Source organism: Metabacillus dongyingensis, from assembly GCF_019933155.2.
GTDB classification, from domain to species: Bacteria; Bacillota; Bacilli; order Bacillales; family Bacillaceae; genus Bacillus_P; species Bacillus_P dongyingensis.
The window spans coordinates 847,150-873,198 of record NZ_CP082944.1 but is presented as its reverse complement, the minus strand read 5'-3'; the positions used below and the strand labels follow the sequence as shown (position 1 = coordinate 873,198).

Below are 26,049 nucleotides of genomic sequence, written 5' to 3'. Positions count from 1 at the left end.
TAATTCACCTTCTAGTCACTTATTCTATTTATCTATGAAATAAATTGATCTTTAAGCATTGGGTTTGCAAAACTTTCAATATGCTGATTTCTTCCCTGCAAGACTTCCGTATTTAGTTTTGTTTCGAGCAGCTCTAACTCATCCCAAAGGGAAAGCCTTATTTCCTCAGCAGCTTCATTGCTTATTGCCTGTAAGGCCTCACATACACTTATACCTGCTATCATACCGGTTACTAGCAGTACTCCTTGTGAGCTGATACCTGCTGCATTTCCGGCTAAAAAAACATTTTCACGATCTGTTTGGAAACGTTTATTATATTGTGGGATCCAACCGCCAAGCTTTTCCTGATAACTGAACGAACATCCTAATTGATAAAAAGAATCAAGAATCGGCGTTCTCCCGCCATCGATACAAGCCAGATCGATTTTTTCTGTTAATATTCCATCCTGGAGCTGAATCTCGATTTCTTCAAGCTGCCCATTTCCTCTCGCTTCTTTAATAGAAGAGTTTAAATAAAATGGAACTCCGCATCTTTCCACTTGCTCCATTTTTTCCTTATCTCTGGCAGTAACCTGAGGCTGACTTTCAACAATCCCCCTAATGTTAACGCCAACCTCTATGAGCTGGAGAGCAACTTCCATCGCAAAGTCACTTGAACCAACGATGACAGCTTCCTTGCCAGGCAGAACAAAATCCCGGTTGATTAATGTTTGAGCTGCACCAATCGTTATTACTCCCGGCAAGGTCCATTTCGGAAAAAGAACGGCGCTTTCAGCTGCTCCAGTGGCCACGATTATTTTCTTTGCTTTCACCGGAAAAACATTCTGTTCATCCGTAATTCCAACACTGCCATCTGCATATAAGCCAATCACTCGATGTTGGAATAAATAACGAATAGGAAATTCTTTTAACTGACCTTTTAATTTTTCAGCCAGCTCAAAACCCCGCATTGGCTGAAAAGAGGAGGGCAATGATTGTATGATTTGCGTTTGCTGGATTAGCTGTCCGCCTGCTGAAATGGATTCCTCTACGATCGTTACATCAATCCCTTTTGATGCCGTTTCATATGCGGCTGCAAGTCCCGCAGGTCCGGCTCCGATAATGAGAACATCAGTCTCCATAGTCATCGCTCCTTACCTCTGGGTCTTCTAGGTTTGGATATATTTCCATCCCTTCTTCAACCCTTACCATGCAAGAGCGTACATGTTCCTCTCCATTCACCGTCATATAGCAGCTGCAGCATCTGCCCCGGGAACAAAAAAGCCCTCTTGCCTGGATTAACTTCCTGCTTAAGCCGAATTTAATTTCTCCATTGGCTATTAAGGCTGCTGCAACCGTCTGCTGTTTATATGCCTTATATTTTTTATTATTAAAATAGATCGTTACAGGCTTTGTCAGTTGTTTCCCTAATACGGGATGATTTTCAATATGCATAAAAACACCCTTCTTATTGTTTTTTCGATGCAAAGACCTTTCCTACACCTAAAACTCTTTCAATGACAAGCATCAGCACGATGGTTAATAAAATCATAATACTTGATACAGATGTGATGATTGGATCATATTGGTATTGCATGTAAGTATAGATCCGGACCGGCAGCGTAACGACATCGGTACTTACAATAAATAACGCTACTGTTAAATCATCAAATGATGTGATAAATGCAAAAATGGCACCTGCTATTACCCCGGATTTAATAACAGGAAGAGTAATTTGGAAAAACACTTTAACTTGCCCAGCCCCCAAATTCATGGCAGCTTGTTCTATGGAGCGATCAAAGCCTGCCAAACTAGCAACTACTAAGCGCATAACGAAAGGTACTGTTAGAATAATATGTCCAATTATTAAAGCAAGAGGACTTGCGGCCAAACCTATCCAAGAATAAAACTGGAGAAGGGCCACTCCAAACACGACGGATGGTATTAAGAGAGGTGATCCAACTAATTGGACAATGGCTGTTTTCCCTTTAAATTGACGCCTGACAACAGCGATGGATGCAAGCGTCCCGATTGCCGTTGCGATCATTGAAGTACCAACTGCCACAATAATACTTAGCACCAAAGATTGCATAAATTCGGGATGTTCGACAAGCTCAACATACCACTTGAGAGTCAATCCTTTTGGCGGAAAAACAATATAATCTGTGGTTGTTAATGAAGACATTAATACAACGACAATAGGTGCAAGTAAAAAGACATATACTATGAAACAAACAAAGTTAAATAGAAATTTGGGAAATTTCTTTTTCTTCATTGAATTGCCACTCCTTTTTCCGAACTGGCAAGAACTTTGCTATAAGCGATGATCGTAATCGTCGCAATAATAATTAATAAGAAGCCAATTGCTGCACCATATGGCCAGTTCAACATAACGGCAACCTGCTCATATGTTAAATAGGACATAACTTTCACCTGTGGACCGCCAAGAATAGCAGGTGTAACAAATGAACTTACACTTAAACTGAATACCATAACAGATCCTGCAAAAATTCCCGGTAATGTTAAAGGCAGTAAAACTGAAAAAAATGTTCTAAATGAGCTTGCCCCAAGATTTTGTGAGGCCCTTATAACGGAAGGATCGATTCTTTCAAGCGAACCCATGATACTTAACACCATATATGGCAATAAGACGTGTACCATACCGATAACCACACTTAACTCCGTATACAGTAAAGTTAACGGCTGGTCAATCCAGCCCAGGTTTATCAAAGTATTATTCACTACACCGTTATTTGACAGTAAAATAACCCAGCCATAGCAGCGGATGACCATACTAATCAACAGCGGCGATAATACAAGCAATGTTAAATAATTTTTCACTCTTCCGCTTGCTCTTGAAATTTGAAATGCCACAGGGTAAGAAATGATGATTGAAGCCAATGTTGTCAGCAAAGCGATTTTTACCGTTCTCCATACGACGCTTAAATAAAAAGGGTCCGAAATGAATTTGATATAATTTTGGAATGTCCATTCACTTCCAATTCCACTTCCGGCATCGAACGTCTTAAAACTGGTGATAAAAAGGAAAAAGAGAGGAAGTAAAAAGAAAAAGATGAATATTCCAAGAGTAGGAACCAATAATAGCCACGTATCAAGGCGTTTCCTGTTTTTATTCTTTTTCTTCTGTTTTAGCAATATATCTTGTTCCATTCCGATAGGGGTTTGCATTTGATCTGTCACCTCACCTTTCTGGAAGGTAATAAATCCTCTGGATTCCAAATAGCAAATACGTTGTTTCCCTCGTGAATTTGATTAGGATTTAATACTGTATTTGATATATCAGCAACCAGCTGTTTATCTTGTGCTTTTAAAATATATCTTGTCTTAGCACCCAGAAACATCTTCCTTTCGACTTTCGTCGGAAAACCTGCATTTCTATCAGAGGGATCTACTAAAGAGATTTGTATTTTTTCAGGCCTGATAAAAAAATCAACCTCTGAATTCTTCTTCGAATTGACCGAAACAATCTGTTCATGACCGAAAAAGTGCATTTTGCATTTGTTATCTTCATAGATTTCCAGCACTTTTCCCTGAATTTGATTTACTTCTCCAATAAATTGGGACACAAAATCAGTTTTCGGGTGATTATAGATTTCAGCAGGAGTATCAACCTGTTCAATTCTCCCTTCATACATAACCGCTATCCGGTCTGAAATCGCAAGTGCCTCCTCTTGGTCATGTGTAACAAATATAGTGGTAATTCCGACCTTCTTTTGAATATCCACAATTTCCTCGCGCATTTCCTGGCGAAGTTTTGCATCGAGATTACTTAATGGCTCATCAAGCAGCAGTACTTTCGGTTTGATAACTAAAGCTCTTGCCAAGGAGACACGCTGCTGCTGTCCGCCTGAAAGCTCTTTCGGATAACGTTTTTCATAGCCTGATAATCGGACCATTTCCAATGCTTCAAGCACACGCTTATTCAATTCACTTTTTCCGACTTTCCGAAGTTTCAGCCCATATGCCACATTATTGAAAACAGTCATATGAGGAAACAAAGCATAGTTTTGAAATACCATGCCCATTTCTCTTTTATTTGGAGGAGTCAGGTGAACGGGTTTCCCGTCCACCTTGATTTTTCCGCCATCCACATCCAAAAATCCCGCAATCATATTTAAGGTTGTTGTCTTTCCACATCCAGATGGACCAAGAAAGGACATAAGCTCCCCTTTTTGGATCTCAAGATTTAACTTTTTTACCACTTCTGTTTTATTAAATGTTTTTAACACATTTTCAAGGCTTAAAAAACTCATCATATCACCTCTTCGTTAGTGGGCTACTTCAATTTCTTTGTTTGCTTTTTCAGTCCACTCTGCTCTTTTTTTATTCACAACATCCCAATCTACCTTTATAAGTTTTGCAATTTGGTCTTCGCCATAAATGATCTTTTTAGTAATATCTCCCTCTAATTTCACGTTTTTATTAACCGGACCATCAAACAATGAATTAGCAAATAAAGTCTGTGCTTCTTCATCTAAAATAAAATTGACAAATTTTTGCGCAAGTTCTGCATTTGGTGCATCCTTAATTACACTAATAGTTGGCATCAGTGCAGGAACCCCCTCTTCAGGTACTACATACTCGATTGGAAAACCTGTGTCCTGCAGCGTGTATACACGGCTGCTGCCCCATACACTTGCCACAGCCTGACCCTGCATGAAATAGTTGGAAACGTCTGCCGTTTTATCAAATGTGACTGCATTTTTGGCAATTTCTTTTAATTTTTCAAAACCTGGCTCAATATTTTCTTCACTGCCCCCGTTAGCAATAGCTGTCATGAGAAGCATATGAACCCCGTAAGTATTGGCAATCGAAGGCAATACAAGTTTCCCTTTAAACTTAGGATCAGCCAAATCATTCCAAGATGTTAATGGCTCCCAGCCATTTTTCTCAAAGAATTCTTTGTTATACGCCAGTCCCGTCGAAATGATTCCAAAACCGACTCCAATATTATCTTTATCCTTTGCGATGTCGTATACATTTTCTAAATTAGTAACTACTTCCTGATCTAAAGGCGCAAGTAACCCAAAGGCTTTTGCTTGTGCCTGCGGACCATCATCTAAAAATGCAACATCAATTTGCGGATTGTCCTTTTGAGCTTGCAGCTTTGACAAAGTATCAACCGAACTTCCGGTAATATACTTAATCTTTACGTCATGTTCCTTTTCAAATTTAGGGATAAGAACTTCTTTCATCTTTTGTTCATAGCTACCGCCGTAGGCAGCCAAAACTAATGTTTTTTGTCCATCTTTCTCTTTTGAGCCTGCACCTGAAGTTCCTGCTTGGCTACTGCAGCCAGAAGCTATGGCTAGCAGTAAACAAATTAATACGGTAAAAAAGGTTGTTCTTTTCATCATTTTTCCCCCTCAACAATTTAACTTGCATTTCCTGCACATAAAGAGCTGATCGTGATGAAGAATAATGGATTTTCACTCCTTTTTCCATCTATAATTTATATTATTATAATATTATAAATTATCAGATAATAATGATTAAAAAAATATAATATTATAACTTTATATTTTTATAACTTGTGTAAATGGAATCAACTTTTTTAAAAAAAGACTTCAGTATAATAAGTTTCTTTATCTTGCCGAATATAAAATTTCGAGTACTCGATAATCTCTTCTTGTTTTGTATAGGTAAACCTTTCCCATTCAAAAACGGCGCTGCCAGATTCAATATTGAGCAGTTTCGCTTGTTCATTAAGTACAATGAAAGGTTTAATAATTGCCTTGGCTCTTCCTAATGCAATATTAAATTTGCCTTTAAGTAAATTATAAATAAGCTCATTGTTGATATCATTTGGTGTAAGACCAGGGCATTTTGCGGCTGGAAGATATGTATATTCAAGCGCTTGCGGTTCACTATTTTCGGTTTTTAAGCGCTTTATTTTAATCACTGGTGAATCTTTTTGAAGATTCATTTTCTCTGCAACCTCGATTCCCGCATCCTCAATAGAAAAACTAATCAATTCATGCGGATGCTCTTCTTCAGAATCAGTTGTTAAAGAAATAAAAGAATTGATATCTTGTTCTTTTACAGCTCCCGAGACAAAAGTTCCCTTCCCTCTTTGCCTAAAAAGATATCCTTTATTTACAAGCTCAATTACGGCCCTTTTAACAGTAATGGTACTAACATCAAAAAGGTCAGATAATTCTTGTTCAGTTGGTAATTGACTCCCTACTTCCCAATGACCTGATGTTATTTTCTCCTCTAAAACGTGTTCCACTTGTTTGTAAAGGGGAATAAGCTGGTTTTTATCTATCTGCATTATAATTCTCCTTATAATATTATAACTTTATAATTTTAAAATTATCTCTTTTAAGGAAAAATGTCAATATATTTAGAATATTTATTTTTTATAGGCTTTAGTATCGAATACCAATGTTAGAAAGTCTTAGAGAGTATATGTCATTTCAGTTCCGACTCTTTCAGTAATGATCCCAAAGTCGCGCTCATGACTCAGCCGCCAATTAAGATAACGTCTGTTTTTTTCTGTATGTTTGCTCCTTCCTAACCCTCCTTAGCCACTATTTTCGCCAGAAAATGCAGGGGCTCCTGCTTATCTGTGTGATTTTCTTAAAATTTATAACCCGTTTCTAAAACAACTTTTTTCCCTTTACCCCTCTGTTTGTTTAGCCATATTACCCTTCTTGTACTAGTTCAAGGAAGTTTTGAGCTGTTTTTGGCAAGTAGTGATTTTTAATGAAAATTACACCTGATTCCCCTAGCTCTTCTGTGTCCTCTACAAGATAAACATGTAAATCTTTCAGCGAATTTAGTCTGACCGCTGTTTCGGGGACAATGGTAGATCCGAATTTAGAGGAAACCAAATCAAAAAGAATGGAAATATCAGAGCACTCGCACATGATGTCGGGACTTAACCCTCTGCTCGTAAAAGCAAAAGAAATTTTGTTATACAAACCAAGCCCCTCTGTACTTGGGATAATGAGCGGAATATCAGTAAGCTCCTCAAACGCAACAGAAGATGACATAATGAGTGATGAATCAGCAGTTACGAAATAAAAAGGCTCCGGTTTAAGCGAAATTGCGTCAAATTCATCAAGTTCAAGCGGCAATCTCACTATTGCGAGATCGATTACTCTTTCTTTAAGAAGTTTGCACAGCTGCGTAGATTCATTTTGCTGAATCTTATAAGATACACCTGGATATCTTTTTTGAAATGTTTTTAATAATCTCGGCAAATCATAATTCGATAACGTATTCACTCCAATTGAAAGCTTTCCTTTTTTACCTGATCCTGTTTCTTTTACTTCGAGCACGGCTTCTTCCATGGCATCTGTTATTTTAAGAGCATGCTGATACAGCTTACGTCCTGCATCTGTAAGCTCAAGGGATTTTCCCTTTCTTTCCGCCAAGAGTAAACCAAGCTCAGTTTCCATCGCTTTCAGCTGCTGACTGAGAGGAGGCTGTGCCATTCTCAAACGATTTGCCGCCGCAGTTATTTGGCCTTCTTCTGCAATGGCGATAAAATACTTCATTTGTCTGATATCCATATATAACCTGCCTTTTCCATATACTAAATTCATATAGTTTATTGATTAAATAAATATTTTTCATATACTTAATCGTATGATAGCATAAATAATAGGAAACGAAAAAAATGAGAGAAAAACCATTGCTGCATAAGAAGGGGAATTAGTCAGTTAATAGCATGAAAAGGATTGATTCAGGATCATTTTATATGATCATAAATAATGCGCCACGTCTTCCAAATAACGCCTTTAAGAATATATTCTTCTTATCGTTCTGTTCTAAGGCATAATCGAAATAGGTGAAAGAATAATGAAATTATCCCGATTTACAACTCCGCTTGCCTCGATACAGTGGCTGTTTTTTATCTTTGCAAATACGATTGTCGTTCCTATTTCAGTAGGTACTGCATTTGAACTTACACCAGACCAAATTGCCATAACTCTCAGAAGCTCTTTGATTTTTACAGGTCTCGCATGCTTTCTTCAAGGGTGGATTGGCCACAGATACCCTATAATGGAGGGACATTCCGGGATTATTTGGGGTCTGATTTTAAATCTCGGCATGTCAGCCTCTTCACTCGGCATGAGCTTTTCGCAAATTGGCGGAGGAATTGCTACAGGAATAATGCTTGCAGGAATTGTAACGATCGTGCTGGCTGCATTAAACTTAACTTCCGCCGTGCAGAAGATTTTCACACCGATGGTTTCCAGTGTGTATCTTTTCCTGCTTGCTTTTCAATTAATTTTGACCTTTTTCAAAGGAATGCTGAAAATAGAACCGGATGGAACAATAAATGCTGCTGTAAGTTTATTTTCCATTGCCCTTGTTTTTTTCGTCAGCTTATTAAAAATAAAGGGAAATGCTTTTCTGGGCAATTTCTCTATCCTCCTTGGAATTGTCGTCGGGTGGATTCTGTATTTGCTTTTATTTCCTTCGGAAGGGTCCATGCAGGCCGTTAACGGGCAGGGTTCCATCTTCTTCCCGCTCGGAAAACCAAATCTGGAATGGGGGATTATCCTGATTGCCTTTCTTGGAGGCATGATGAACCTCAGCAATACGATTGCATCTATACAGGCTGCTGCAAAGCTTTATAAAAATCATCCTGATGCTGCTTCTTTCAGGAGGTCGTTTTTTTTAACAGGTTCCTATTCTGCAGGTGCTTCCCTGCTTGGCCTTGTTTCATATGCACCCTTTACTTCAACAATCGGATTTCTGGAAAGCACTCAAATTTTCAGGCGCAAGCCTTTTCTCATTGGCGGGGCTCTCATTACCCTTTTGGGCATTTTCCCGCCGCTCGTTGCCATTCTTGTCACGCTTCCGATAACAGTCGGAAACGCTGTCCTCTTCGTTGCTTATCTGCAGCTTTTCGGCACAGCACTTAAAAGCATTCAAGGAACAAACTTTGACTCAAAAACCATTTTCCGGATTGCAGCTCCTTTATTGCTCGGCGTAAGCATCATGAACACAGATCCAGCTGTTTTTCAGGATTTATCCGTCTATATTTCCCCGCTATTATCTAACGGTCTGATGATGGGAATTCTGCTGTCAATTTTGCTGGAGGCTTTTGTGAAGTGGGAATAAAGAATGCGGAACTGACTTTTTATCGCAGCTATCTTCTAACACAAAAAACGTCTATCTTCTCTGATAGACGTTTTTTGTCCTATTTCCGTTTCAACCGAGCAATTAATCAACTTTTATTGTTAAAACATTGTCAAATCGTTTCATACCGAATATACTTTAATCCTTGATGAAAGATGATCAATCCTGATGAAAGGTGATAAATATGGAACAAGCTCTAAATAACGAAACATTAGCACTCTTTGAAAAAAAATTCAAAGCGCTCGCTGACCAAAAACGCCTGGAAATTCTTCATCTCATTTGCCAGCACCAGTCCGTGTGCGTTTGCGATTTGAGTGAAATGATAAACATGCCCCAATCTAAATTATCCTATCATCTAAAAATTTTATTGGACGGAGAGTTGATTTCAAAAGAGTCAAAAGGCACTTGGAGTTATTATTCTTTTAATAAAAGAGAAGTGAATCAGCTTCTTTCAAATGAATTATGCAGCCTGTTTAAATCAAACTGCCGAGAGGATTAGGGAGACTGAGAGATCACTTTTTAATGTTTTTTGTGATTTTTTCGCAAAAAAAAAAATAGCTCTCACTATTTTGGGCACAGCTTATGATATTTTTCTGGTCATCAGCATTTCATTAGCCTGATTTTCCGTGCAGCCTTTGATTAAGATAAGTTCGCTGACAAAGATATTCCGGGCGTTGTTCAGCATTTGTTTTTCACTTGTGTTTAAGGCCTTATCGTGACTTTTCCGCATGAGGTCTCTAACTACTTCTGCCCCCTGCTGGATTTCCCCTGATTTTATTTTATCCATATTGGTTTTATATCGTTCTTTCCAAGGCAGCAGCTCATCTGATTCCCCGTCATGGAAAACAACCAATACTTCTTCAAGCTTTCCTTGATTTTCAACAGGACGAATGCCGAGCTTATTCAATTTTTGCAGAGGGATCATAATCTGCAGATTCCCGATGGACAGCTTAATAACAAAGTACTCCTGTTTCTTGCCTTGTATCTCCATCTCTTTTACAGATTCTATAATTCCTGCTCCGTGCATTGGGTACATAATTTTGTCGCCTATTTTGAACAAAAAAACACCTCCATATGGTATCTATTTACAGTATACCATATGGAGGTGTATATATCAAATTTTTAATTTTAACATCATTTATTATTAAATGTCAATAGTCATTTTATTTTTTTATTTATAAAGCTGTCGTTTCTTCCATCAAGGCTTATACACATTTTTTTCCGTTCCTCTCACAAACCTTGATGGCATTTATTTCTCCGCCGATCAATATCGCAAATCCCGATAAATAAAGCCAGGTTATGAGAACGATGACACCGCCAAGACTGCCGTATGTAGCATTAAAATTCCCAAACTGAGAAACATAGAATGCAAACCCAAGCGATACGAGCTGCCATAGGATTGTTGCGATGATTGCCCCGAAGCAGACACCTTTTAAAGTCATCTCTTCATTAGGAGCCAAATAATACAAAACCATCAGCACCGCACACATCATTAGAAAAGATATTAAAAACCTCATTACATTTAATATAATTTCATTGTCACTTACAAATGAAAAATAATTGCCAATAAATCCGATAATAGCACTTCCAAACACAGGCAATAAAAGTGTAAGGGCAAACGTAATGACAAGACCGATTGTCATAATAACTGCGTGAAGACGAATTTTCCAGAATGGACGGGATTCTTCCACAATAAACGCTTTGTTTAACGACCGGATAAGGGCATTTGTTGCATTAGACGCTGACCAAATAGTAGCCAAAATACCAAATGACAGCAAGCCTCCGTTAGGTTCGTTTATTAACCCTTCTAAATGGTCAGAAAGCATTCCCCCTACTTCTGCAGGCGCATATTGGTTTATAATATCAACCATACTGCTCGTTTCAATATTAAAGTAAGGAAGCAATGCGACCAAAAAAATAAGAAGCGGAAATAAGGATAGTAAAAAGAAGTGGGACAGCACAGCTGCCTGATCTCCTGTTTCATGCAGCTGTATTCGTTTAATAAGTTCTTTAATCAATCTGCGACACCTCCAATTGTAGTATTCTTTTTCCTTAAATCTGCTTCTTAAAACCTGAAACGATCGATAATGTTTGCTGTAAAATCAAAAGTGGTATTTTCTTTATTAAATACGGTAAGGAGTTTTGCAATGAAGAATGATGCACAAGAAAAGATGTCAAAGGCTTTTATCATGTATTCCATCCTGATGATCGGGGCATTCAGCTTTATCTTTATTGAATTTGCTGATGAAGTCATCGAAATGGAGCTGCGCTCCTTTGATACCCCCATCATGCAATATATACACGAATTGCGCACCCCTCTGCTTGGCCTAATCATGTCTGGCATTACTTCCCTTGGTTCAGTAACCGGAATCATGATTGGAATGTCCATCGCTCTCATTCTGCTGTTCATCAACCGTAAGTGGTGGGAAGGGCTGTTTTTAATTGTGGCAGTAGCTGGTTCATCTCTTTTGAATTATTATTTGAAATGGATGTTTAAAAGGGACCGCCCCACTTTTAATCCTCTTATTACAGAAAGCGGCTATAGTTTTCCAAGCGGGCATTCTATGGTTTCCTTTTCGTTTCTTGGTATTCTTGCATACTTATTAACTCTAATGGTCAAAAAGAAAAGCCTGAAAGTTCTTATTATGGCCTTGTTCTTTTTCATCGTTTTTTTAATTGGCTTCAGCAGAATCTATCTAGGTGTGCATTATCCAAGCGATGTGATTGCAGGGTTTGCTGCGGGAGGCGCGTGGCTTGTCATTTGTATTGTGGCCCTGAAATTTAAAGCGAAAATATAGAAGAGCCCGGAGAAGTTCTCCAGGCTCTTTTTGTATACGATATTTGGCATTAATGCGCGCTAAATAGAGGCAGCCAGACTTTCAGACTTTATTCCGAGACTTTTGGAATTTATTCCGAGACTTCCAGACTTTATTCCAAGACTTTTGGAGTTTATTCCGAGACTTTCCAAAATAATTCCGTACAATTGTGAACGCAGTATGAGGAGCAGAGTAATCAAGATTACAGCCGCCTCTTAAATCCAGCCTCTAAAACGTGAAGCTTCCGCCATTTTCCGGCTTCCGATCATGTATGCTGCGAGTCTCATATCTACATTATGGACAAGTGCTGTTTGAAACGTATTCTCGAAAGAATCAACCATCACTTTTTGAAGTCTTTCTGTGACTTCTTCCTCTGACCAATAATACCCCTGATTGTTTTGAACCCATTCGAAGTAAGATACGGTAACACCGCCAGCACTTGCCAGCACATCCGGTACAAGCAGAACGCCCCGCTCCGTTAAAATTTTAGTGGCTTCAATGGTTGTTGGACCATTTGCAGCCTCGACCACGATGGACGCTTTAATTTGGTGTGCATTTTCAGCTGTTATTTGGTTCGAAATCGCAGCGGGCACCAAAATGTCACAATCCAGCGCTAATAATTCTTTATTTGTAATCGTTGAGTTAAATAGTGTTGTGACCGTACCGAAGCTGTCACGCCGATCAAGCAAGTAATCAATATCAAGACCGTCTGCATCATAAAGTGCGCCATATGCATCTGAAATGCCGATGACTTTTGCACCTGCGTCATGCATAAATTTAGCCAAAAAACTTCCAGCATTGCCAAAACCCTGTATCACAACCCTAGCTCCTGCAAGAGTAATTCCTTTTTTCTTTGCAGCTTCTTCTATGCAAATGGTAACGCCGCGGGCTGTAGCTGTTTCTCTTCCGTGTGATCCGCCAAGGACAAGCGGTTTTCCGGTGATGAAACCAGGGGAGTCAAATTCACGCAGTCTGCTGTATTCATCCATCATCCACGCCATAATTTGAGAATTCGTAAACACATCCGGGGCAGGGATATCTTTTGTAGGACCTACGATTTGGCTGACTGCGCGGACGTAACCGCGGCTCAGCCGCTCTAATTCTTTCAGCGACATTTCCCTCGGATCGCAAATAATTCCGCCTTTTCCGCCTCCATATGGCAAATTCACAATTCCGCATTTTAAGCTCATCCAAATTGACAGAGCCTTCACTTCGTCTTCATTTACTTCCGGATGAAAGCGGACGCCGCCTTTTGTCGGTCCAACTGCATCATTATGCTGGGAGCGGTAGCCTGTGAATACTTTTACCGAACCATCATCCATTTGAATCGGTATCCGGACAGTGAGCATTCTGATCGGTTCTTTTAAAAGCTCAAAAAATTCTTCTGAATAGCCTAGTTTGTTCAGTGCTTCCTTAATAATCGTCTGCGTGGATTTAAATAAATTTAAGCTTTCTTTTTCTTTATCTGCCTGTATGTCCTTTACAATCCCCATGATTCCACCCCATTGATATGAATAATAAACTGTTTTACTTTTACTTGTGAGTTTTGCTTGTTCGCATGTATGGTGAATTACTTTTGAAAGCGCGCGAATTCATCTTTTCGAGAGAGATTAAACCCCTGTGCCAGCTTTCTCAGTTTGAGAGAACGCGCGTGATCTTAGCAATCGCCCAATCCAGATCTTCTTCAGAGATGACAAGCGGCGGGGCAAAACGGATGACCGTTTCATGCGTTTCTTTGCACAGCAGTCCCTCTTCTTTTAATTTTTCACAGTACGGGCGTGCCGGCACTGTGAGTTCAACTCCTATAAACAAGCCTCTTCCCCGCACTTCCTTAATAAGCGGATTTTTTATTTCAGAGAGCTTCTCTTTAAAATAAGCTCCAAGCTTAAGAGATCGCTCTGCCAGTTTTTCCTCCTCTAGAACCTGCAGGGCTGCAACAGAAACGGCACATGCAAGCGGATTGCCTCCAAATGTTGAACCGTGTGAGCCCGGATTAAACACACCGAGAATGTCTTTATCTGCTGCCACACAGGAAATCGGGAATACGCCTCCACCAAGAGCCTTGCCGAGAATATACATATCAGGCTTCACATCTTCCCAGTCACACGCGAATGTCTTTCCGGATCTGCCGAGTCCGGATTGAATCTCATCTGCAATGAAAACAACATTGTTCTCTCTGCACATCTCTGCTGCCTGTTTTAAAAATCCTTTCGGAGGTATTACGATGCCTGCTTCGCCCTGGATAGGCTCAATCAAGAAAGCCGCTGTATTAGCTGTGATGGCAGATCTTAATGCCTCTATATCTCCATATGGAATCAGCTTAATTCCAGGGAGCATTGGCCCAAAACCTCTCTTGTATTCTTCCTCTGAAGACAGGGAAACTGCAGACATCGTGCGTCCGTGAAAATTTCCGATGCATGCGATGATTTCAGCTTGATCTTCTGCAACTCCTTTAACATCATAAGCCCATCTTCGTGCAGCTTTAATCGCCGTCTCGACTGCTTCTGCACCTGTATTCATTGGGAGGACCATTTCCTTTTCAGTCAATGCTGCAACAGCCTCATAGAATGGTCCAAGCTGATCGTTATGAAACGCGCGGGATGTGAGCGTAATTTTATCTGCCTGGTCTTTAAGCGCCTGAATGATCTTTGGATGTCTGTGTCCCTGGTTTACAGCAGAATAGGCACTCAGCATATCCATGTATTGATTGCCTTCCGGGTCTCTTACCCAAACGCCTTCTGCTTCTGAAATCACAATTGGAAGCGGATGATAATTGTTTGCACCGTATTGGGATGTCTGCTTTATTAATTCTTGGGATTTTGTCAATGTTGTCATTTTTATTCCTCCTTAAAACGTCTCTGAAGTAGTTTTCGCCTGCATGTGAAGCAGCAAGTAATCTGGACCGCCGGCTTTAGAATCTGTTCCTGACATATTAAATCCGCCAAACGGCTGATACCCGACGATTGCGCCTGTGCAGCCTCTATTAAAATATAAATTACCGACATGAAACTCTTCTTTCGCTCTCTCAATATGTTCACGGTTGTTCGAGATGAGGGCACCGGTTAATCCATAATCTGTGTTATTTGCAATCTCAAGGATATGGTTAAAATCATCCGCTTTGCAAAAAGCAACGACCGGGCCGAAGATTTCTTCCTGCATGAGGCGGCCTTTTTCACTTATATCTGCAAAAATAGTAGGCTGGATGAAGAATCCTTTCGATTCGTCCCCTTCACCGCCCGTCATGAGCCTGCCTTCTTCCTTGCCAATTTCTATATATCTCATAATCTTGCTGTAGGAATTCTGGTCGATGACAGGCCCCATATAAGTACCTGCTTCTTCTGGGTTCCCCACAGTAAGTTTTCTTGTTAGCTCCACTGCTTTTTCAAGAACTTCATCATAAACATCCTGATGAACAACTGCACGTGATCCCGCTGAGCATTTCTGTCCCGAAAAACCAAAAGCAGAAGCAACGATGGCAGAAGCGGCCAAATCCAGGTCTGCATCCTTATCAACAGCTACAGTGTCTTTGCCGCCCATCTCAGCAATGACTCGTTTCAGCCAAATCTGTCCGCTGTGGACTTTTGCAGCGCGTTCATAGATTCTGCACCCCACCTCACGCGAACCAGTAAAGGAAATAAATCTGGTTTTCGGATGATCTACCAAATAATCTCCTACTTCAGCACCGCTTCCCGGAATGTAATTCAGGACACCGGCAGGAAGTCCCGCTTCCTCAAGGAGCTCTGCAAATTTGGCTGCAACAACAGGTGTTGAATTTGCTGGCTTTAAAAGGATCGTATTTCCCGCAACAATTGCGGCGGCTGCCGTTCCCGCCATAATGGCAAGCGGAAAGTTGAACGGGGAAATGACGATGCCTACTCCAAGCGGGATATAGCTGAACGTATTCTGCTCTCCCTCTCTGCTCTGTACAGGAACGCCGTCCTTCAGCTTCAGCATCTGGCGTGCGTAATACTCAAGAAAGTCGATGGCTTCTGCTGTATCGGCATCTGCCTCATTCCATGGCTTGCCTGCCTCTTTAATCAGATAGGCTGAAAACTCATGCTTTCTGCGGCGGAGCATGGCTGCTGCGCGGATCAGAATGGATGCACGCGCTTCAGGCTTCTGTTTTTTCCACTTTTCAAAGGCAACTGCTGCCTTCTCCATTGCTTTTTCTGCCAATTCTTTTGTAGCCTTGGATACAACTCCGACTACTTCTGTTTTATTGGCTGGATTAACCGATGTTATTTTTTCAGCTGTCGTAATTCGCTCTTCACCGACGATCAGCGGATATTCTTTATTCAGCTGGGTATTAACGTATGCAAGTGCTTCTTGAAGGGCCTGCTGATTCTCTTTTATTGCAAAGTCAGTAAAAGGCTCATGTTTGTATGGAACGGTCATGGCAATTCCTCCTAATTTGTTTCTTCAGATATATAGAATGCAAGTTTCGTGCCAACATGTAATCACGCCAGTAAAAGGTCCTTCAGATGCAAAATTATTTTGCTGTGCATAATTTCTTTGCACCCTTGACGCAAAATTTTTTTGCCTTCAATACGGCTGACAGGATAAAATAGAATAAAAGAGTCAAAACAGGGGGACTGACTATGAATCTGAAAAAAGAAGATCTGCATCTGTTTATGGGTGCCATCATTGATGAAATCGATGTAGGTCTTCACGTGATTGATAAAAAAGGACACACCATCCTCTACAATAAAAAAATGATGCAGATTGAATCAATGGACAGCCGGGATGTCATGAATAAGAACCTTCTGGATGTGTTCATGTTTTCTAAAGACGGGGACAGCACACTCGTGCTGGCTCTTCAGAACGGTACAGAAACAAAGAATATCAAACAGACCTATTTCAACAACAAAGGAAAAGAAATCACAACAGTCAACAATACTTTCCCCATCAGAGATGGAGAAGAGATCGTCGGTGCTGTTGAGATTGCAAAAGATATTACAAAGATAGAAAGGCTGATGAAGGACACTATTAAAAGAAAGGGAGGAACAAGGTATACGTTTGAGAGCATTATCGGAGAAGGACCCGCGATAAAAGAAGTGATTGAAAGTGCAAAACGGGCGACCCGGACAGCGTCATCGGTCTTGATAGTCGGGGAGACCGGTACAGGAAAAGAGCTTTTTGCCCAGAGCATCCATAACGGAAGCAGCCGTTCTGCGGCTCCTTTTATTTCTCAGAACTGTGCTGCACTGCCCGACAGTCTGATTGAGAGCCTATTATTCGGCACCAAAAAAGGAGCTTTTTCAGGGGCAATTGATCACCCGGGTTTATTTGAACAGGCAGAAGGAGGTACACTGCTGCTTGATGAAATTAACTCTTTGAATCCCCATTTGCAGTCAAAGCTGCTGAGGGCTTTGCAGGAGAGAATGATCAGGCGGATTGGCGATACGAAAGATACACCAATCGATGTAAGAATCATAGCGACAATAAATGAAGATCCTATTGAAGCCATCACGAAAGAACGGATGAGGAAGGACCTATACTATCGACTGAGTGTAGTAACTGTTTTTGTCCCTCCGCTAAGAGACAGAACCGAAGATATCCCCCTGCTTATCCAGCGTTTTATCAGCAAATACAATGAGCTCTTCCAAATGGATGTTCAGCGTGTTGATCAGGAAGTCATGGAAACTCTTCATACTTACGAATGGCCGGGCAATGTGCGAGAGCTTCAGCACATGATTGAGGGAGCAATGAATTTAATGGCAGATGAGGAAACGATTCGCTTTAACCATCTGCCCATGCATTTCCGCTCAAAGTCAAAAGTACAAACGGCTTCTTCTGCACAAGAACAGCTGTATGAAGAAACAATCGAATCATCCAAGCTAAAAGAACACATGGACCGCTCGGAAGCTCACTATATAAAAGTCATGCTGAAAAAAAACGGGTACAACATTTCAAAAACCGCAGAAGAAGCGGGCCTAAGCCGCCAGAGTCTGCAATACAGAATGAAAAAGCTGAATATCGAAGCAAGGAAAGAAAAAAGCTTCTGAGGAAAGAATTTCTCCAGAAGCTTTTTTTTCGTTACGCAGCCTCCTTAAAATCACTGCTTTCTCTAATATCAGAAACTGTTTTGATTTTAAAATTTTTAAACACAATCGATCCAAGGAGTCCAGAGATTCCGCCGGCAAGAGCACAAAGCGCGGCAGTAATGGTAACTGTTAATGGGTCATTAAACCCGTACATGACAGCAAGACCTGCTATCGGGGTTGCGGTTCCTGTTGCGTTGTTAACAAGTCCGAATAAGGAGACGACAACTCCGGCTGCAGCGCCTCCGAAGAAGTTCGTTATATAAATGGGGACAGGGTTAGCTGTAACAATATCTGCCTGAGTGAGAGGTTCAATGGCTACGGCAATTGTCGTTCTTCTGTCTCCAAATTTCAACCGGCTGAAAAGAACAAAGTTCATGAAGGATGAACCAAATACAGCCAATGCACCAATCGCCATAGGCAGTCCAGTTAATCCAAGCATGGCTGTCAGAGCCATAGAACTTAAAGGAGCCGTTGCTACAACGGTAATCACACCGCCAAGGATAATCCCCATTATAATCGGGTTGCTGTTGGCTGTTTCAGTAATAATGCCGCCAATGTTCAAAAGCGTTGCATCGACAACCGGAGTAAGGGCATTTCCAATTAATCTGACAAGCGGGGCTGCCACTATAATGGTGACCAGCAAATCAAGACCTGCAGGCGTTTTTTTCTCAATCACCTTTACCAGGAATGCAACCAGATACCCTGCAAAAAAGCCCGGAAGCAAACCAAGTCCGGCACATGACACGCCAAGCATCAGAGCATAAACCGGGGACACACCAAGAGCAAGCGCCACAAGAGCAGCTGCTGCTACGCCGCCCATGCCTCCTGCAGCATCCCCGACTTCCCCAAGAAATTCAATCTTCAGAAGATCTCCTCCAACATACCTCTGAAAGGCTTCAACAAGAAAAGCGGCAACTGCTGCATTAGCGAGAGCTCCCATCGCCTTCATACCCTTTGGTGCTTTATAGCTGAATAAAGAAAATAACCCAAGTACCACTAATAATAGCGCCGTTCCTTTTAGCAATTCCATCTGTCTCTCTCTCCTCTGGATGTTAAGAATTTATACATCAGCTGGCATTCATTCTTTTACAATATCCAAAAAGCCCTTATTCTTTCATACCTTCAGCCGCAAGACAGAAAGTACGAAAAAATAAGAGCGTGCATACGGAATCGCTGTGCAATACGCAATTCAAAGATAATCCTCATAAGCAAACAGGATAATCAATGATTGATTAACATACCTTACCATTCCATCTTCTCATCTTTTTTGTTCATACCTTCTTGTAGTCTGGCATTTTAGCGGCTGCCAGGTAGAAACGATCAGACCATCTTAACTGAAATTATACAAGAATATAAAAATTTAAAATAATAGTTAGAAGTATATAGGAATTGGTTTCATTGAACAATGGATATTAAAAATTTCAGAATTATTAATTTCTGTTTAATTTCAGTTCAAGCATTTTCTTCTGATGATCTTGATTATTCTTATTTTCAACTTTATAAGCGGCATAATAGACGGCTGACATAAACCGCTGCAATCAATCTGCTAAGCCGTGTTTTGTTGTCAAAATGATGGTCAATCATAACGGGCTGAATCATTGCGATTTTCTTCTTTAGCCCCACAGTATTGCCTCACCAATGTAAATGCTGCCACCTGCCGGTTTATTCCTTCAGCTCCAGGTTATTTAGTTTTCAAATGTTCCCTTAATGATCGGGACTCCTCCTTCGACCATCACTTTCCCTTTTGCAATAACGGTATCTATCGTCAGCTTCTCTTTGTCCAGTAATACAAGATCAGCATCCTTCTCTTCTCTGATCTCACCTTTGTTTATAAGCTTTAAAATTCGTGCCGGGTTAGAGGTGATGACCTGAAGAGCTGATTCAAGCGGAATTCCTTCATCCAATACAGATGAACGTACTTCCTTAAAAAGAGATGACACTCTTCCGACTTGAAGACCCGCAAAATCGCCATCTTCATTAAAATATGGGAGACTTGCCTGTCCATCTGATGAGAACGTAATCTGATTAATTGAAACGCCTCTCTCAAGCATCAGCCGCAAGCCTTTGCTGCACTTCACTTCTCCTTCCTCAAGAAAGTGAGGAATCGTGCTTGTTGTTAAGTCCACATATCCGCCTATTTCCGTGTACCTGATGCCTTCTTCAAATAATTCTGCGTTTCGGTTAATGTGGGTCGGGTGAAAATGATGCATAGGGATGTCCGTCTTTTCTGCAATCTCAAACAAAAGATCAAGTTTGCGGTCACTGTCGCCTACATGTATTTCCAAAAGTCCTGCTTTTCCGGTAATTAAACCGCCATTTCGGGCTGCAGCTGCGATTTTCACCAGTTCTTCAAAAGCCGGTTCAGAAGAACGATGATCAGATATAGCAATCTCGCCTACACCAAGTATTTTCTCAATAAATATTAAATCCTCTTCAATCTTCCCTGTTAATGTTTTCACCGGAATCTGATACGATCCTGAGTGGATGTAAGCCGTGATTCCCTCTTCGTCCAAAGCGTGGGCCTTAGCAAGCAGACTTTCAATCCGTCTTGTTGTTCCATCGGTTCCGAGCACTCCAACAACCGTTGTGATCCCCGCAGTTGTAGCATCTGTTAAATTCAGTTCAGGTGTTCGGGTTTTAAAGCCCCCTTCTCCTCCTCCGCCGATTAAATGTACATGAGCATCAATAAATCCCGGCACAAGGAGCTTTCCTGTTCCATCAATTATTTTTACATCAATAGATGAGGAATCCAGATTAATCGTATCCTTGATATAGCCTATTTTATTTGCCGCAAGCAGAACATCCTTGCGGCCTAAATAATGGGGTGCGTATACTTCTGTGTTTTTAATTAAAGTAAGCAATTTTTTTCCTCCTGTTACTCCAAGGTTTTCTATATCCTTTTTATAATGGTCCGCAGTTCATTAAATTGCAACAACAGCATCACTGCCGGGAAGAATAAGATTTTTCCGGGTTTCCGAGTCTTCTTGCGAGTGTCGTAATGAATAAATTTATTGTATCAGTTGCTGGTAAACACCAAAAGGCGGTATGCATTTTTTAGCGTCAAGTTCTGTTAATTCCTCTTTCCACTTTCAGCAAAAAAAGACAGCTGGCTCAAAATTATGAGTTAGCTGTCTTTTTCTACTCTTCCCGCCCCTGGCTGAAGATCATAATAAACTTCAGCAATTCAAACAGTGAAATGAGAGCTGCTGCTACATATGTCAGCGCTGCTGCCCCAAGAACTTTGTTTACGCCGCGCTCTTCTTCATTGCGGATGATTCCTTCTGCAATGATAAAATCCTTTGCTCTTCTGCTGGCGTTGAATTCTACAGGCAGTGTGACTAATTGAAAGGCCACTGCAGCTGAAAAAAAGATAATTCCAAGACCGATTAGATTGAAGGATCCTAATAAAAAGCCTCCTATAAGCAAAAAGGGAGCAATACCTGAGGAAATATTCACGACCGGGAACATTTTGTGCCTTAAGGTTAAAGCCCCATAGGATTCTTTGTGCTGAATGGCGTGACCCACTTCGTGTGAAGCAATTGAGATTGAGGCAATGGAGTTTCCGTAATAAACCTGTTCAGATAACCGCACAGCTTTTTTTAAAGGATCATAGTGATCCGACAGCTTTCCTCTAACAGGTTCTACCGGAACATGATGAAGGCCGTTGTGGTCTAAAATTCTCCTTGCAACTTCCATTCCGGTCATTCCTGAAGAAGCCTGAACTTTTGACCATGTATTAAAATTACTTTTCACTTTAAACTGCGCCCAAAGCGCCAGTCCAAATGCCGCAAAAATCAAAATATCCATTGGATGAAAAAACATTTTTGAGATCCCTCCTGCGTTCCGGTTTTTCTTAGTTTTCCCCTTTCTTTTATCATATCCCCTGTAAAACTATCCAGCCAAACCAGTCAGAATGGATTTTTTGTGAACAATGTACAATATTCAGGAGTTCTTTACCATTTTGTTTATCAGCTTATATTAAGTATCGAAGTCTTAACATGAAGGGCAGAGATTGTAGTAAAATAATGGTACGGTATACTAGAAAAGCGGAACCGACTGTTCAGCTCCGACAGACAGATAAGAATTCACCGGAAAAGGCCGGGTTTGCCTTTTTCGGGGAATTTGTTCTGGCCGAGGAGTTAGGAGGTGAAGCTAGACATCTTAGAAAAGCGGAACCGACTGTCCGGCTCCGACAGGCAGAGAAATATCTGACTTTTTTTGACTGAGCCGTGCTGACCAAGGATCTAGGTGTTTCCGCTTGCCAATCAATGCAAAAATTTACTTAAACCTTATGAAAAGCAGGTGAAATACGTGCCATCAAAGCAGGAACAGGAAACATACGAGCAATTGAAGGAATCTGAAAAACACTATTCAGAGACGAAATTCTGGAGCAAATTAAAGAAGTATGGAAAAAAAGCAGGATCCTCAGTTGTTTATGCCGTGCTGCTTTTATATTTTACGCTTCAAAAACCGGAAGTGCCGGCAAAAACAAAAGCGATTATTATTGGCGCCCTCGGCTATTTCATTTTGCCGCTTGATCTCATTCCCGACTTAGCTGTCGGCGTCGGCTACACAGATGACCTTGGAGCTCTCGGCCTGGCACTTTTGCAAGTAGCCATGTACATTGATCAGGATATAAAGGATCAGGCTAAACAAAAGCTTGTTGAATGGTTTGGCGATCAGGTTGATACATCAGACGTTGATTCAAAAATCTAATGAAATTAAGCACCTCTCGAGGTGCTTAATTTCTTGGCCCAAATAGCATAACTGACACTCCGGCAAGACAAATGATTGCACCAAATATATCATAGAAATCAGGTGTTTTCCGGTCAACTCCCCATCCCCACAGAACTGAAAGCACAATAAAAATACCTCCATATGCAGCGTACACCCTTCCAAAAGAAGGGAAAGTCTGCATAGCAGCAATGACTCCATAAAAAGCTAAAGATAAACCTCCAAAAACTCCCCAATAAATGGGTTTTCCTTCCCGAAGCCAGAGCCAAATTAAATATCCTCCTCCAATTTCAGCAAGGCCTGCCAGCAAGAATAAACAGATTGTGTAAAACATTTGCCACCCCTTTATGCACCTGAAAAAGCAGGGAGCTCTTTCAGACGAATTAGCTTTCCTGCTTAATGAGCTGTAAATCAATATAAAGCTGGATGCGCGCATGAAAATCATCGAAATCAATGGAGGTAAGATCAGCAATTTGATTGATTCTGTATTTTAACGTGTTTGTGTGTATAAACAGCTGTTCGGCTGTCGGTTTGATGCGGCAGTTGTTAAGAAGATAGATTTCAAGCGTTTGAAGTAATCTTGTCTGGCTTTCCTGATCCTTTTTTTGCAGAATCTGAAGATTTTTATTGTTGTAGCCTGTCATCCCATGGTGCTTGGAGATCGTTTCGAGATAACGGAAAATTCCGAGCTTGCTGTATATGAAAGGAAGCTTTTCAGGTGTTCCGATAAATTTGGCTGCATTGATTACTTCAAGCGCTTCAAGATAAGATTTCTTTAATTGAAGAATTGACGAATACTCATTTCCAATGCCGGCATACACCTTTCGGCCATTAAATTGGGAGAGGACCGTACTCGTTAATTCCTCTGCGCTTTCCGAAAGCTGGCTTAAGCCTTTTGTATTGCTCCCGATTATGACGACAATCTTCAGCTGTTCCGTAAACACATGGGACAAATGATTTAAGGCATTTGCAAATAATCGAACTGTTTCTGTTACTTCTTCAAACAATTCTTCATCATTTTGAGAAATGGTAAAAATATTAACAAGAAACGGTTCGGGAATCAGGATACTGTGATTAGCTGCTTCCCACTTGATCTGATTTTCCGTCTGGAACGCCTCACCGATGATTTTTTTATAGAACTCATTTTTTTCTTCATTCTCTCTAAGGCTGATCTGATTTTTCTGATAAAGAAGTTTGCCGATATGATGCGAAACTTCATGCAGGAATTTCAGATCTGAATCTGTCATAGTTTCTGTTTCCTGAACCCATATATAGCCAAAAACCTGTTCCCTGTAGATTGCGCTTACAACAACCCTTTGATTTAAGCCGATTTCTTTTATCTGTTTTACCCGAAACGGATGGGGAATTGTTTTTAGCTGATCGACAATGCCTTCATCCATGAATTTCTCAAGAATTGGAATTGGCCAATGCTTTGTAAAAATGGTCTGCTGATTGGCTTGATCGAAATGGTCTATGTAATAAGAGCTGTAGGCAAGCAACGAGAATTGATCATTTTCAATGACTACTGGTTTTTTTAAATAAGTGCTGACCATATCTGTAATATCGTTAATGTTTGTCAGTGTCAGAATTTTTTCAAGCAACATATATGGCCCCTCCTGCTACAGATATAAATGATGAACCTAATTATAATACTTTTATCGGCAGTTAGGGAATAGCGGCAGCATTTGATATCAAAAATAAGTCATTTCTGGATTTGTCAGCAAATGAAAAAAGGACCGGGAAAACCCGGCCCTTCAAGTCTTATTCTTTTATAATTTTCTCAAACTCTTCAAATTGAGCTTCTACTTCTTTAGAAGGCTTAGCAGTAAGCAGACTGACCACAATAATAGCAAGTAAGCTTGCTGCAAAACCAGGGATCATTTCATAAAGAGTATCTGAAAGGCCTGCCATCGACCAGAAGATAACCGTTGCGGCACCTACGACCATCCCTGCCAGTGCTCCCCATTTCGTCATTCGCTTCCAGAAGAGACTGAGCAGAATCAGCGGTCCAAAAGATGAACCGAATCCAGCCCATGCATAGCCGACAAGTCCAAGGATCGTGTCGTTTTTCTCCCAAGAAAGAATAAGGGCAATGACCGAGATAAGCAGAACGGAAAATCTGCCTAAAAAGACAAGCTCTTTATCTGAAGCAGAGCGTCTGAAGAACGTTTTGTAAATATCCTCTGTTAAAGAGCTTGCTGTTACAAGCAGCTGGGAAGAAATCGTGCTCATAATCGCTGCGAGAATAGCTGAAATCAAAAACCCTGTAATAAATGGGTGGAACAGTACTTCTCCCAAAACGATGAAAACCGTTTCCGGATCGTCTAACTTCATGTCATTTTGTGAAAAATAAGTGATGCCGATGAATCCTGTCAGCATCGCACCGACACTCGAGAATATCATCCAGCCCATCCCGATATTACGTGCTTTTTTGATTTCTTTTACAGAATTAATCGCCATAAAGCGGACAATGATATGCGGCTGGCCAAAATAGCCAAGTCCCCAGGCAAATAATGAAATAACTCCTACAAGGCTCGTACCAGTAAAAATATTTAAAAGTGCAGGGTCAATCGAGCGTGGTGTATCAATAGAAGGTCCAAAACCGCCAACATGAAAAAGAGTAACAATAGGTACTAGAACCAAGGCAACAACCATGATGATTCCCTGAACAAAGTCTGTCCAGCTCACTGCAAGGAATCCTCCAAACAATGTGTAGGCAACAACAACCCCGGTTAAAATCCATAATCCAGCATGATAATCAAGGCCAAATGTACTTTGGAATAAAACACCCCCGGATACCATCCCAGATGATACATAGAAAGTAAAGAATATTAAGATAACTAAAGCTGAGATGAGTCTTAGAATCCGTGATCCTTCTCCAAATCGATTTTCCAGGAAAGCCGGAATGGTAATCGAGTTATTCGCCACTTCCGTATACGTTCTTAATCTAGGTGCAACATAAAGCCAGTTGGCATAAGCACCAAGCGTTAAACCGATGACGATCCATATGGAGCTGAGTCCAGTTGCAAACATAGCTCCCGGCAGTCCCATCAACAGCCATCCGCTCATATCTGCTGCACCAGCGCTTAAAGCCGTAACAGCAGGTCCGAGACCGCGGTCTCCTAGCATGTAATCACTTAGATTTGACGTTTTCTTGTAGGCGAAATAACCGATAATAAGCATGCCCGCCATATAAATGCTTATAGATAATACCAATGCGTAATCAATCATAGAGGAACCCCTTTCAGAACCAAAAATATTTATATTTTTTTAAAAAGAGGAAGCAACCTGTTTTGTCACTTCCTCAAATTGAATCTGGAGTTGTCTTACATGAATAAAGTAAGAATGCATATGAA

At 40.7% G+C, this 26,049-nt stretch carries 25 protein-coding genes and 1 riboswitch; of the genes, 5 read left to right on the top strand and 20 right to left on the bottom strand.

Going from position 1 to position 26,049, the window contains the following annotated elements; all coding sequences use genetic code 11:
- Positions 1–32: 32 nt before the first annotated feature.
- The 8 genes from K8L98_RS04425 to K8L98_RS04390 all read right to left on the bottom strand — a co-directional run bounded on the left by K8L98_RS04425 (position 33) and on the right by K8L98_RS04390 (position 7,520).
- Positions 33–1,121 carry an NAD(P)/FAD-dependent oxidoreductase gene (locus tag K8L98_RS04425; RefSeq protein WP_223440033.1) on the bottom strand — a complete coding sequence of 363 codons (1,089 nt, stop codon included), beginning with the start codon at positions 1,119–1,121 and terminating at the stop codon, positions 33–35.
- Complete coding sequence (locus tag K8L98_RS04420; RefSeq protein WP_223440032.1) at positions 1,111–1,434, bottom strand: (2Fe-2S)-binding protein; 324 nt, start codon at positions 1,432–1,434, stop codon at positions 1,111–1,113. The genes K8L98_RS04425 and K8L98_RS04420 overlap by 11 nt, the downstream gene beginning before the upstream one ends.
- Positions 1,435–1,447: 13 nt before the next feature.
- Complete coding sequence (locus K8L98_RS04415; RefSeq protein WP_223440031.1) at positions 1,448–2,254, bottom strand: ABC transporter permease; 807 nt, start codon at positions 2,252–2,254, stop codon at positions 1,448–1,450.
- Entirely contained in the window at positions 2,251–3,168 is a 918-nt protein-coding gene (locus tag K8L98_RS04410; RefSeq protein WP_223440030.1) for an ABC transporter permease, read from the bottom strand. The genes K8L98_RS04415 and K8L98_RS04410 overlap by 4 nt, the downstream gene beginning before the upstream one ends.
- Before the next feature lie 8 nt (positions 3,169–3,176).
- Positions 3,177–4,253 carry an ABC transporter ATP-binding protein gene (locus tag K8L98_RS04405; protein WP_223440029.1) on the bottom strand — a complete coding sequence of 359 codons (1,077 nt, stop codon included), beginning with the start codon at positions 4,251–4,253 and terminating at the stop codon, positions 3,177–3,179.
- 15 nt (positions 4,254–4,268) lie between these two features.
- On the bottom strand, positions 4,269–5,354 hold the full coding sequence (locus tag K8L98_RS04400) for an ABC transporter substrate-binding protein (protein ID WP_223440028.1): 1,086 nt from the start codon (positions 5,352–5,354) through the stop codon (positions 4,269–4,271).
- 200 nt (positions 5,355–5,554) lie between these two features.
- On the bottom strand, positions 5,555–6,274 hold the full coding sequence (locus tag K8L98_RS04395) for a GntR family transcriptional regulator (RefSeq protein WP_223440027.1): 720 nt from the start codon (positions 6,272–6,274) through the stop codon (positions 5,555–5,557).
- A 373-nt stretch (positions 6,275–6,647) separates the two neighbouring features.
- The gene (locus K8L98_RS04390; RefSeq protein WP_223440025.1) at positions 6,648–7,520 is read right to left on the bottom strand and encodes a LysR family transcriptional regulator; all 873 of its coding nucleotides are present in this window, start codon (positions 7,518–7,520) and stop codon (positions 6,648–6,650) included.
- Positions 7,521–7,809: 289 nt separating this feature from the next.
- Between K8L98_RS04390 and K8L98_RS04385 the strand changes: the two genes are divergently transcribed.
- Positions 7,810–9,081, top strand: a complete 1,272-nt coding sequence (locus K8L98_RS04385; protein WP_223440023.1) for a uracil/xanthine transporter — start codon at positions 7,810–7,812, stop codon at positions 9,079–9,081.
- Between the two features lie 202 nt (positions 9,082–9,283).
- Positions 9,284–9,598 (top strand): ArsR/SmtB family transcription factor, encoded by a 315-nt coding sequence (locus K8L98_RS04380; RefSeq protein WP_223440022.1) that lies wholly within the window; start codon positions 9,284–9,286, stop codon positions 9,596–9,598.
- Positions 9,599–9,679: 81 nt separating this feature from the next.
- Here K8L98_RS04380 and K8L98_RS04375 read toward each other — a convergent pair whose 3' ends face one another.
- On the bottom strand, positions 9,680–10,159 hold the full coding sequence (locus K8L98_RS04375) for a CarD family transcriptional regulator (RefSeq protein WP_223440021.1): 480 nt from the start codon (positions 10,157–10,159) through the stop codon (positions 9,680–9,682).
- Between the two features lie 145 nt (positions 10,160–10,304).
- Complete coding sequence (locus K8L98_RS04370; protein WP_223440020.1) at positions 10,305–11,117, bottom strand: YihY/virulence factor BrkB family protein; 813 nt, start codon at positions 11,115–11,117, stop codon at positions 10,305–10,307.
- A 129-nt stretch (positions 11,118–11,246) separates the two neighbouring features.
- On the opposite strand from K8L98_RS04370, the gene K8L98_RS26520 reads away from it, so the two are divergent.
- Complete coding sequence (locus K8L98_RS26520; RefSeq protein ID WP_275976738.1) at positions 11,247–11,897, top strand: phosphatase PAP2 family protein; 651 nt, start codon at positions 11,247–11,249, stop codon at positions 11,895–11,897.
- A 233-nt stretch (positions 11,898–12,130) separates the two neighbouring features.
- Here K8L98_RS26520 and K8L98_RS04360 read toward each other — a convergent pair whose 3' ends face one another.
- The 3 genes from K8L98_RS04360 to pruA all read right to left on the bottom strand — a co-directional run bounded on the left by K8L98_RS04360 (position 12,131) and on the right by pruA (position 16,310).
- Positions 12,131–13,408: a Glu/Leu/Phe/Val family dehydrogenase gene (locus K8L98_RS04360; RefSeq protein ID WP_223440019.1), complete on the bottom strand. Its 1,278-nt coding sequence runs from the start codon at positions 13,406–13,408 to the stop codon at positions 12,131–12,133.
- 139 nt (positions 13,409–13,547) lie between these two features.
- Entirely contained in the window at positions 13,548–14,750 is a 1,203-nt protein-coding gene (locus K8L98_RS04355) for an ornithine--oxo-acid transaminase (RefSeq protein WP_223440018.1), read from the bottom strand.
- 12 nt (positions 14,751–14,762) lie between these two features.
- Positions 14,763–16,310 (bottom strand): L-glutamate gamma-semialdehyde dehydrogenase, encoded by a 1,548-nt coding sequence (gene pruA, locus K8L98_RS04350; RefSeq protein WP_223440016.1) that lies wholly within the window; start codon positions 16,308–16,310, stop codon positions 14,763–14,765.
- Positions 16,311–16,513: 203 nt separating this feature from the next.
- Between pruA and K8L98_RS04345 the strand changes: the two genes are divergently transcribed.
- Complete coding sequence (locus K8L98_RS04345; protein ID WP_223440015.1) at positions 16,514–17,920, top strand: sigma-54 interaction domain-containing protein; 1,407 nt, start codon at positions 16,514–16,516, stop codon at positions 17,918–17,920.
- Between the two features lie 31 nt (positions 17,921–17,951).
- Here K8L98_RS04345 and K8L98_RS04340 read toward each other — a convergent pair whose 3' ends face one another.
- The 4 genes from K8L98_RS04340 to K8L98_RS04330 all read right to left on the bottom strand — a co-directional run bounded on the left by K8L98_RS04340 (position 17,952) and on the right by K8L98_RS04330 (position 21,781).
- On the bottom strand, positions 17,952–18,989 hold the full coding sequence (locus tag K8L98_RS04340; protein ID WP_223440014.1) for a PTS sugar transporter subunit IIC: 1,038 nt from the start codon (positions 18,987–18,989) through the stop codon (positions 17,952–17,954).
- 234 nt (positions 18,990–19,223) lie between these two features.
- Positions 19,224–19,327: riboswitch (purine riboswitch) on the bottom strand.
- Positions 19,328–19,456: 129 nt separating this feature from the next.
- A complete protein-coding gene (locus tag K8L98_RS26515; RefSeq protein WP_275976737.1) occupies positions 19,457–19,582 on the bottom strand; it encodes a hypothetical protein in 126 nt (41 codons plus the stop codon).
- A 62-nt stretch (positions 19,583–19,644) separates the two neighbouring features.
- Positions 19,645–20,820, bottom strand: a complete 1,176-nt coding sequence (gene iadA, locus K8L98_RS04335) for a beta-aspartyl-peptidase (RefSeq protein ID WP_223440012.1) — start codon at positions 20,818–20,820, stop codon at positions 19,645–19,647.
- 277 nt (positions 20,821–21,097) lie between these two features.
- Positions 21,098–21,781, bottom strand: a complete 684-nt coding sequence (locus tag K8L98_RS04330; protein ID WP_223440011.1) for a zinc metallopeptidase — start codon at positions 21,779–21,781, stop codon at positions 21,098–21,100.
- Between the two features lie 489 nt (positions 21,782–22,270).
- Here K8L98_RS04330 and K8L98_RS04325 point away from each other — a divergent pair, with 489 nt between their 5' ends.
- A complete protein-coding gene (locus K8L98_RS04325) occupies positions 22,271–22,675 on the top strand; it encodes a YkvA family protein (RefSeq protein WP_223440010.1) in 405 nt (134 codons plus the stop codon).
- 25 nt (positions 22,676–22,700) lie between these two features.
- On the opposite strand, the gene K8L98_RS04320 is transcribed toward K8L98_RS04325, so the two are convergent.
- The 3 genes from K8L98_RS04320 to putP all read right to left on the bottom strand — a co-directional run bounded on the left by K8L98_RS04320 (position 22,701) and on the right by putP (position 25,924).
- Positions 22,701–23,027, bottom strand: a complete 327-nt coding sequence (locus tag K8L98_RS04320; RefSeq protein WP_223440009.1) for a YnfA family protein — start codon at positions 23,025–23,027, stop codon at positions 22,701–22,703.
- A 49-nt stretch (positions 23,028–23,076) separates the two neighbouring features.
- Positions 23,077–24,297: a PucR family transcriptional regulator gene (locus K8L98_RS04315; protein ID WP_223440008.1), complete on the bottom strand. Its 1,221-nt coding sequence runs from the start codon at positions 24,295–24,297 to the stop codon at positions 23,077–23,079.
- Positions 24,298–24,454: 157 nt separating this feature from the next.
- Positions 24,455–25,924 carry a sodium/proline symporter PutP gene (gene putP / locus K8L98_RS04310; RefSeq protein ID WP_223440007.1) on the bottom strand — a complete coding sequence of 490 codons (1,470 nt, stop codon included), beginning with the start codon at positions 25,922–25,924 and terminating at the stop codon, positions 24,455–24,457.
- Positions 25,925–26,049 lie beyond the last annotated feature (125 nt).

Excerpts from the sequence above, each read along its gene's own strand:
- K8L98_RS04425 (WP_223440033.1), bottom strand. The coding sequence starts at position 1,121 with ATGGAGACTGATGTTCTCATTATCGGAGCCGGACCTGCGGGACTTGCA.
- K8L98_RS04420 (WP_223440032.1), bottom strand. The coding sequence starts at position 1,434 with ATGCATATTGAAAATCATCCCGTATTAGGGAAACAACTGACAAAGCCT.
- K8L98_RS04415 (WP_223440031.1), bottom strand. The coding sequence starts at position 2,254 with ATGAAGAAAAAGAAATTTCCCAAATTTCTATTTAACTTTGTTTGTTTC.
- K8L98_RS04410 (WP_223440030.1), bottom strand. The coding sequence starts at position 3,168 with ATGCAAACCCCTATCGGAATGGAACAAGATATATTGCTAAAACAGAAG.
- K8L98_RS04405 (WP_223440029.1), bottom strand. The coding sequence starts at position 4,253 with ATGAGTTTTTTAAGCCTTGAAAATGTGTTAAAAACATTTAATAAAACA.
- K8L98_RS04400 (WP_223440028.1), bottom strand. The coding sequence starts at position 5,354 with ATGAAAAGAACAACCTTTTTTACCGTATTAATTTGTTTACTGCTAGCC.
- K8L98_RS04395 (WP_223440027.1), bottom strand. The coding sequence starts at position 6,274 with ATGCAGATAGATAAAAACCAGCTTATTCCCCTTTACAAACAAGTGGAA.
- K8L98_RS04390 (WP_223440025.1), bottom strand. The coding sequence starts at position 7,520 with ATGGATATCAGACAAATGAAGTATTTTATCGCCATTGCAGAAGAAGGC.
- K8L98_RS04385 (WP_223440023.1), top strand. The coding sequence starts at position 7,810 with ATGAAATTATCCCGATTTACAACTCCGCTTGCCTCGATACAGTGGCTG.
- K8L98_RS04380 (WP_223440022.1), top strand. The coding sequence starts at position 9,284 with ATGGAACAAGCTCTAAATAACGAAACATTAGCACTCTTTGAAAAAAAA.
- K8L98_RS26520 (WP_275976738.1), top strand. The coding sequence starts at position 11,247 with ATGAAGAATGATGCACAAGAAAAGATGTCAAAGGCTTTTATCATGTAT.
- K8L98_RS04360 (WP_223440019.1), bottom strand. The coding sequence starts at position 13,408 with ATGGGGATTGTAAAGGACATACAGGCAGATAAAGAAAAAGAAAGCTTA.
- K8L98_RS04355 (WP_223440018.1), bottom strand. The coding sequence starts at position 14,750 with ATGACAACATTGACAAAATCCCAAGAATTAATAAAGCAGACATCCCAA.
- pruA (WP_223440016.1), bottom strand. The coding sequence starts at position 16,310 with ATGACCGTTCCATACAAACATGAGCCTTTTACTGACTTTGCAATAAAA.
- K8L98_RS04345 (WP_223440015.1), top strand. The coding sequence starts at position 16,514 with ATGAATCTGAAAAAAGAAGATCTGCATCTGTTTATGGGTGCCATCATT.
- K8L98_RS04340 (WP_223440014.1), bottom strand. The coding sequence starts at position 18,989 with ATGGAATTGCTAAAAGGAACGGCGCTATTATTAGTGGTACTTGGGTTA.
- K8L98_RS04330 (WP_223440011.1), bottom strand. The coding sequence starts at position 21,781 with ATGTTTTTTCATCCAATGGATATTTTGATTTTTGCGGCATTTGGACTG.
- K8L98_RS04320 (WP_223440009.1), bottom strand. The coding sequence starts at position 23,027 with ATGTTTTACACAATCTGTTTATTCTTGCTGGCAGGCCTTGCTGAAATT.
- K8L98_RS04315 (WP_223440008.1), bottom strand. The coding sequence starts at position 24,297 with ATGTTGCTTGAAAAAATTCTGACACTGACAAACATTAACGATATTACA.
- putP (WP_223440007.1), bottom strand. The coding sequence starts at position 25,924 with ATGATTGATTACGCATTGGTATTATCTATAAGCATTTATATGGCGGGC.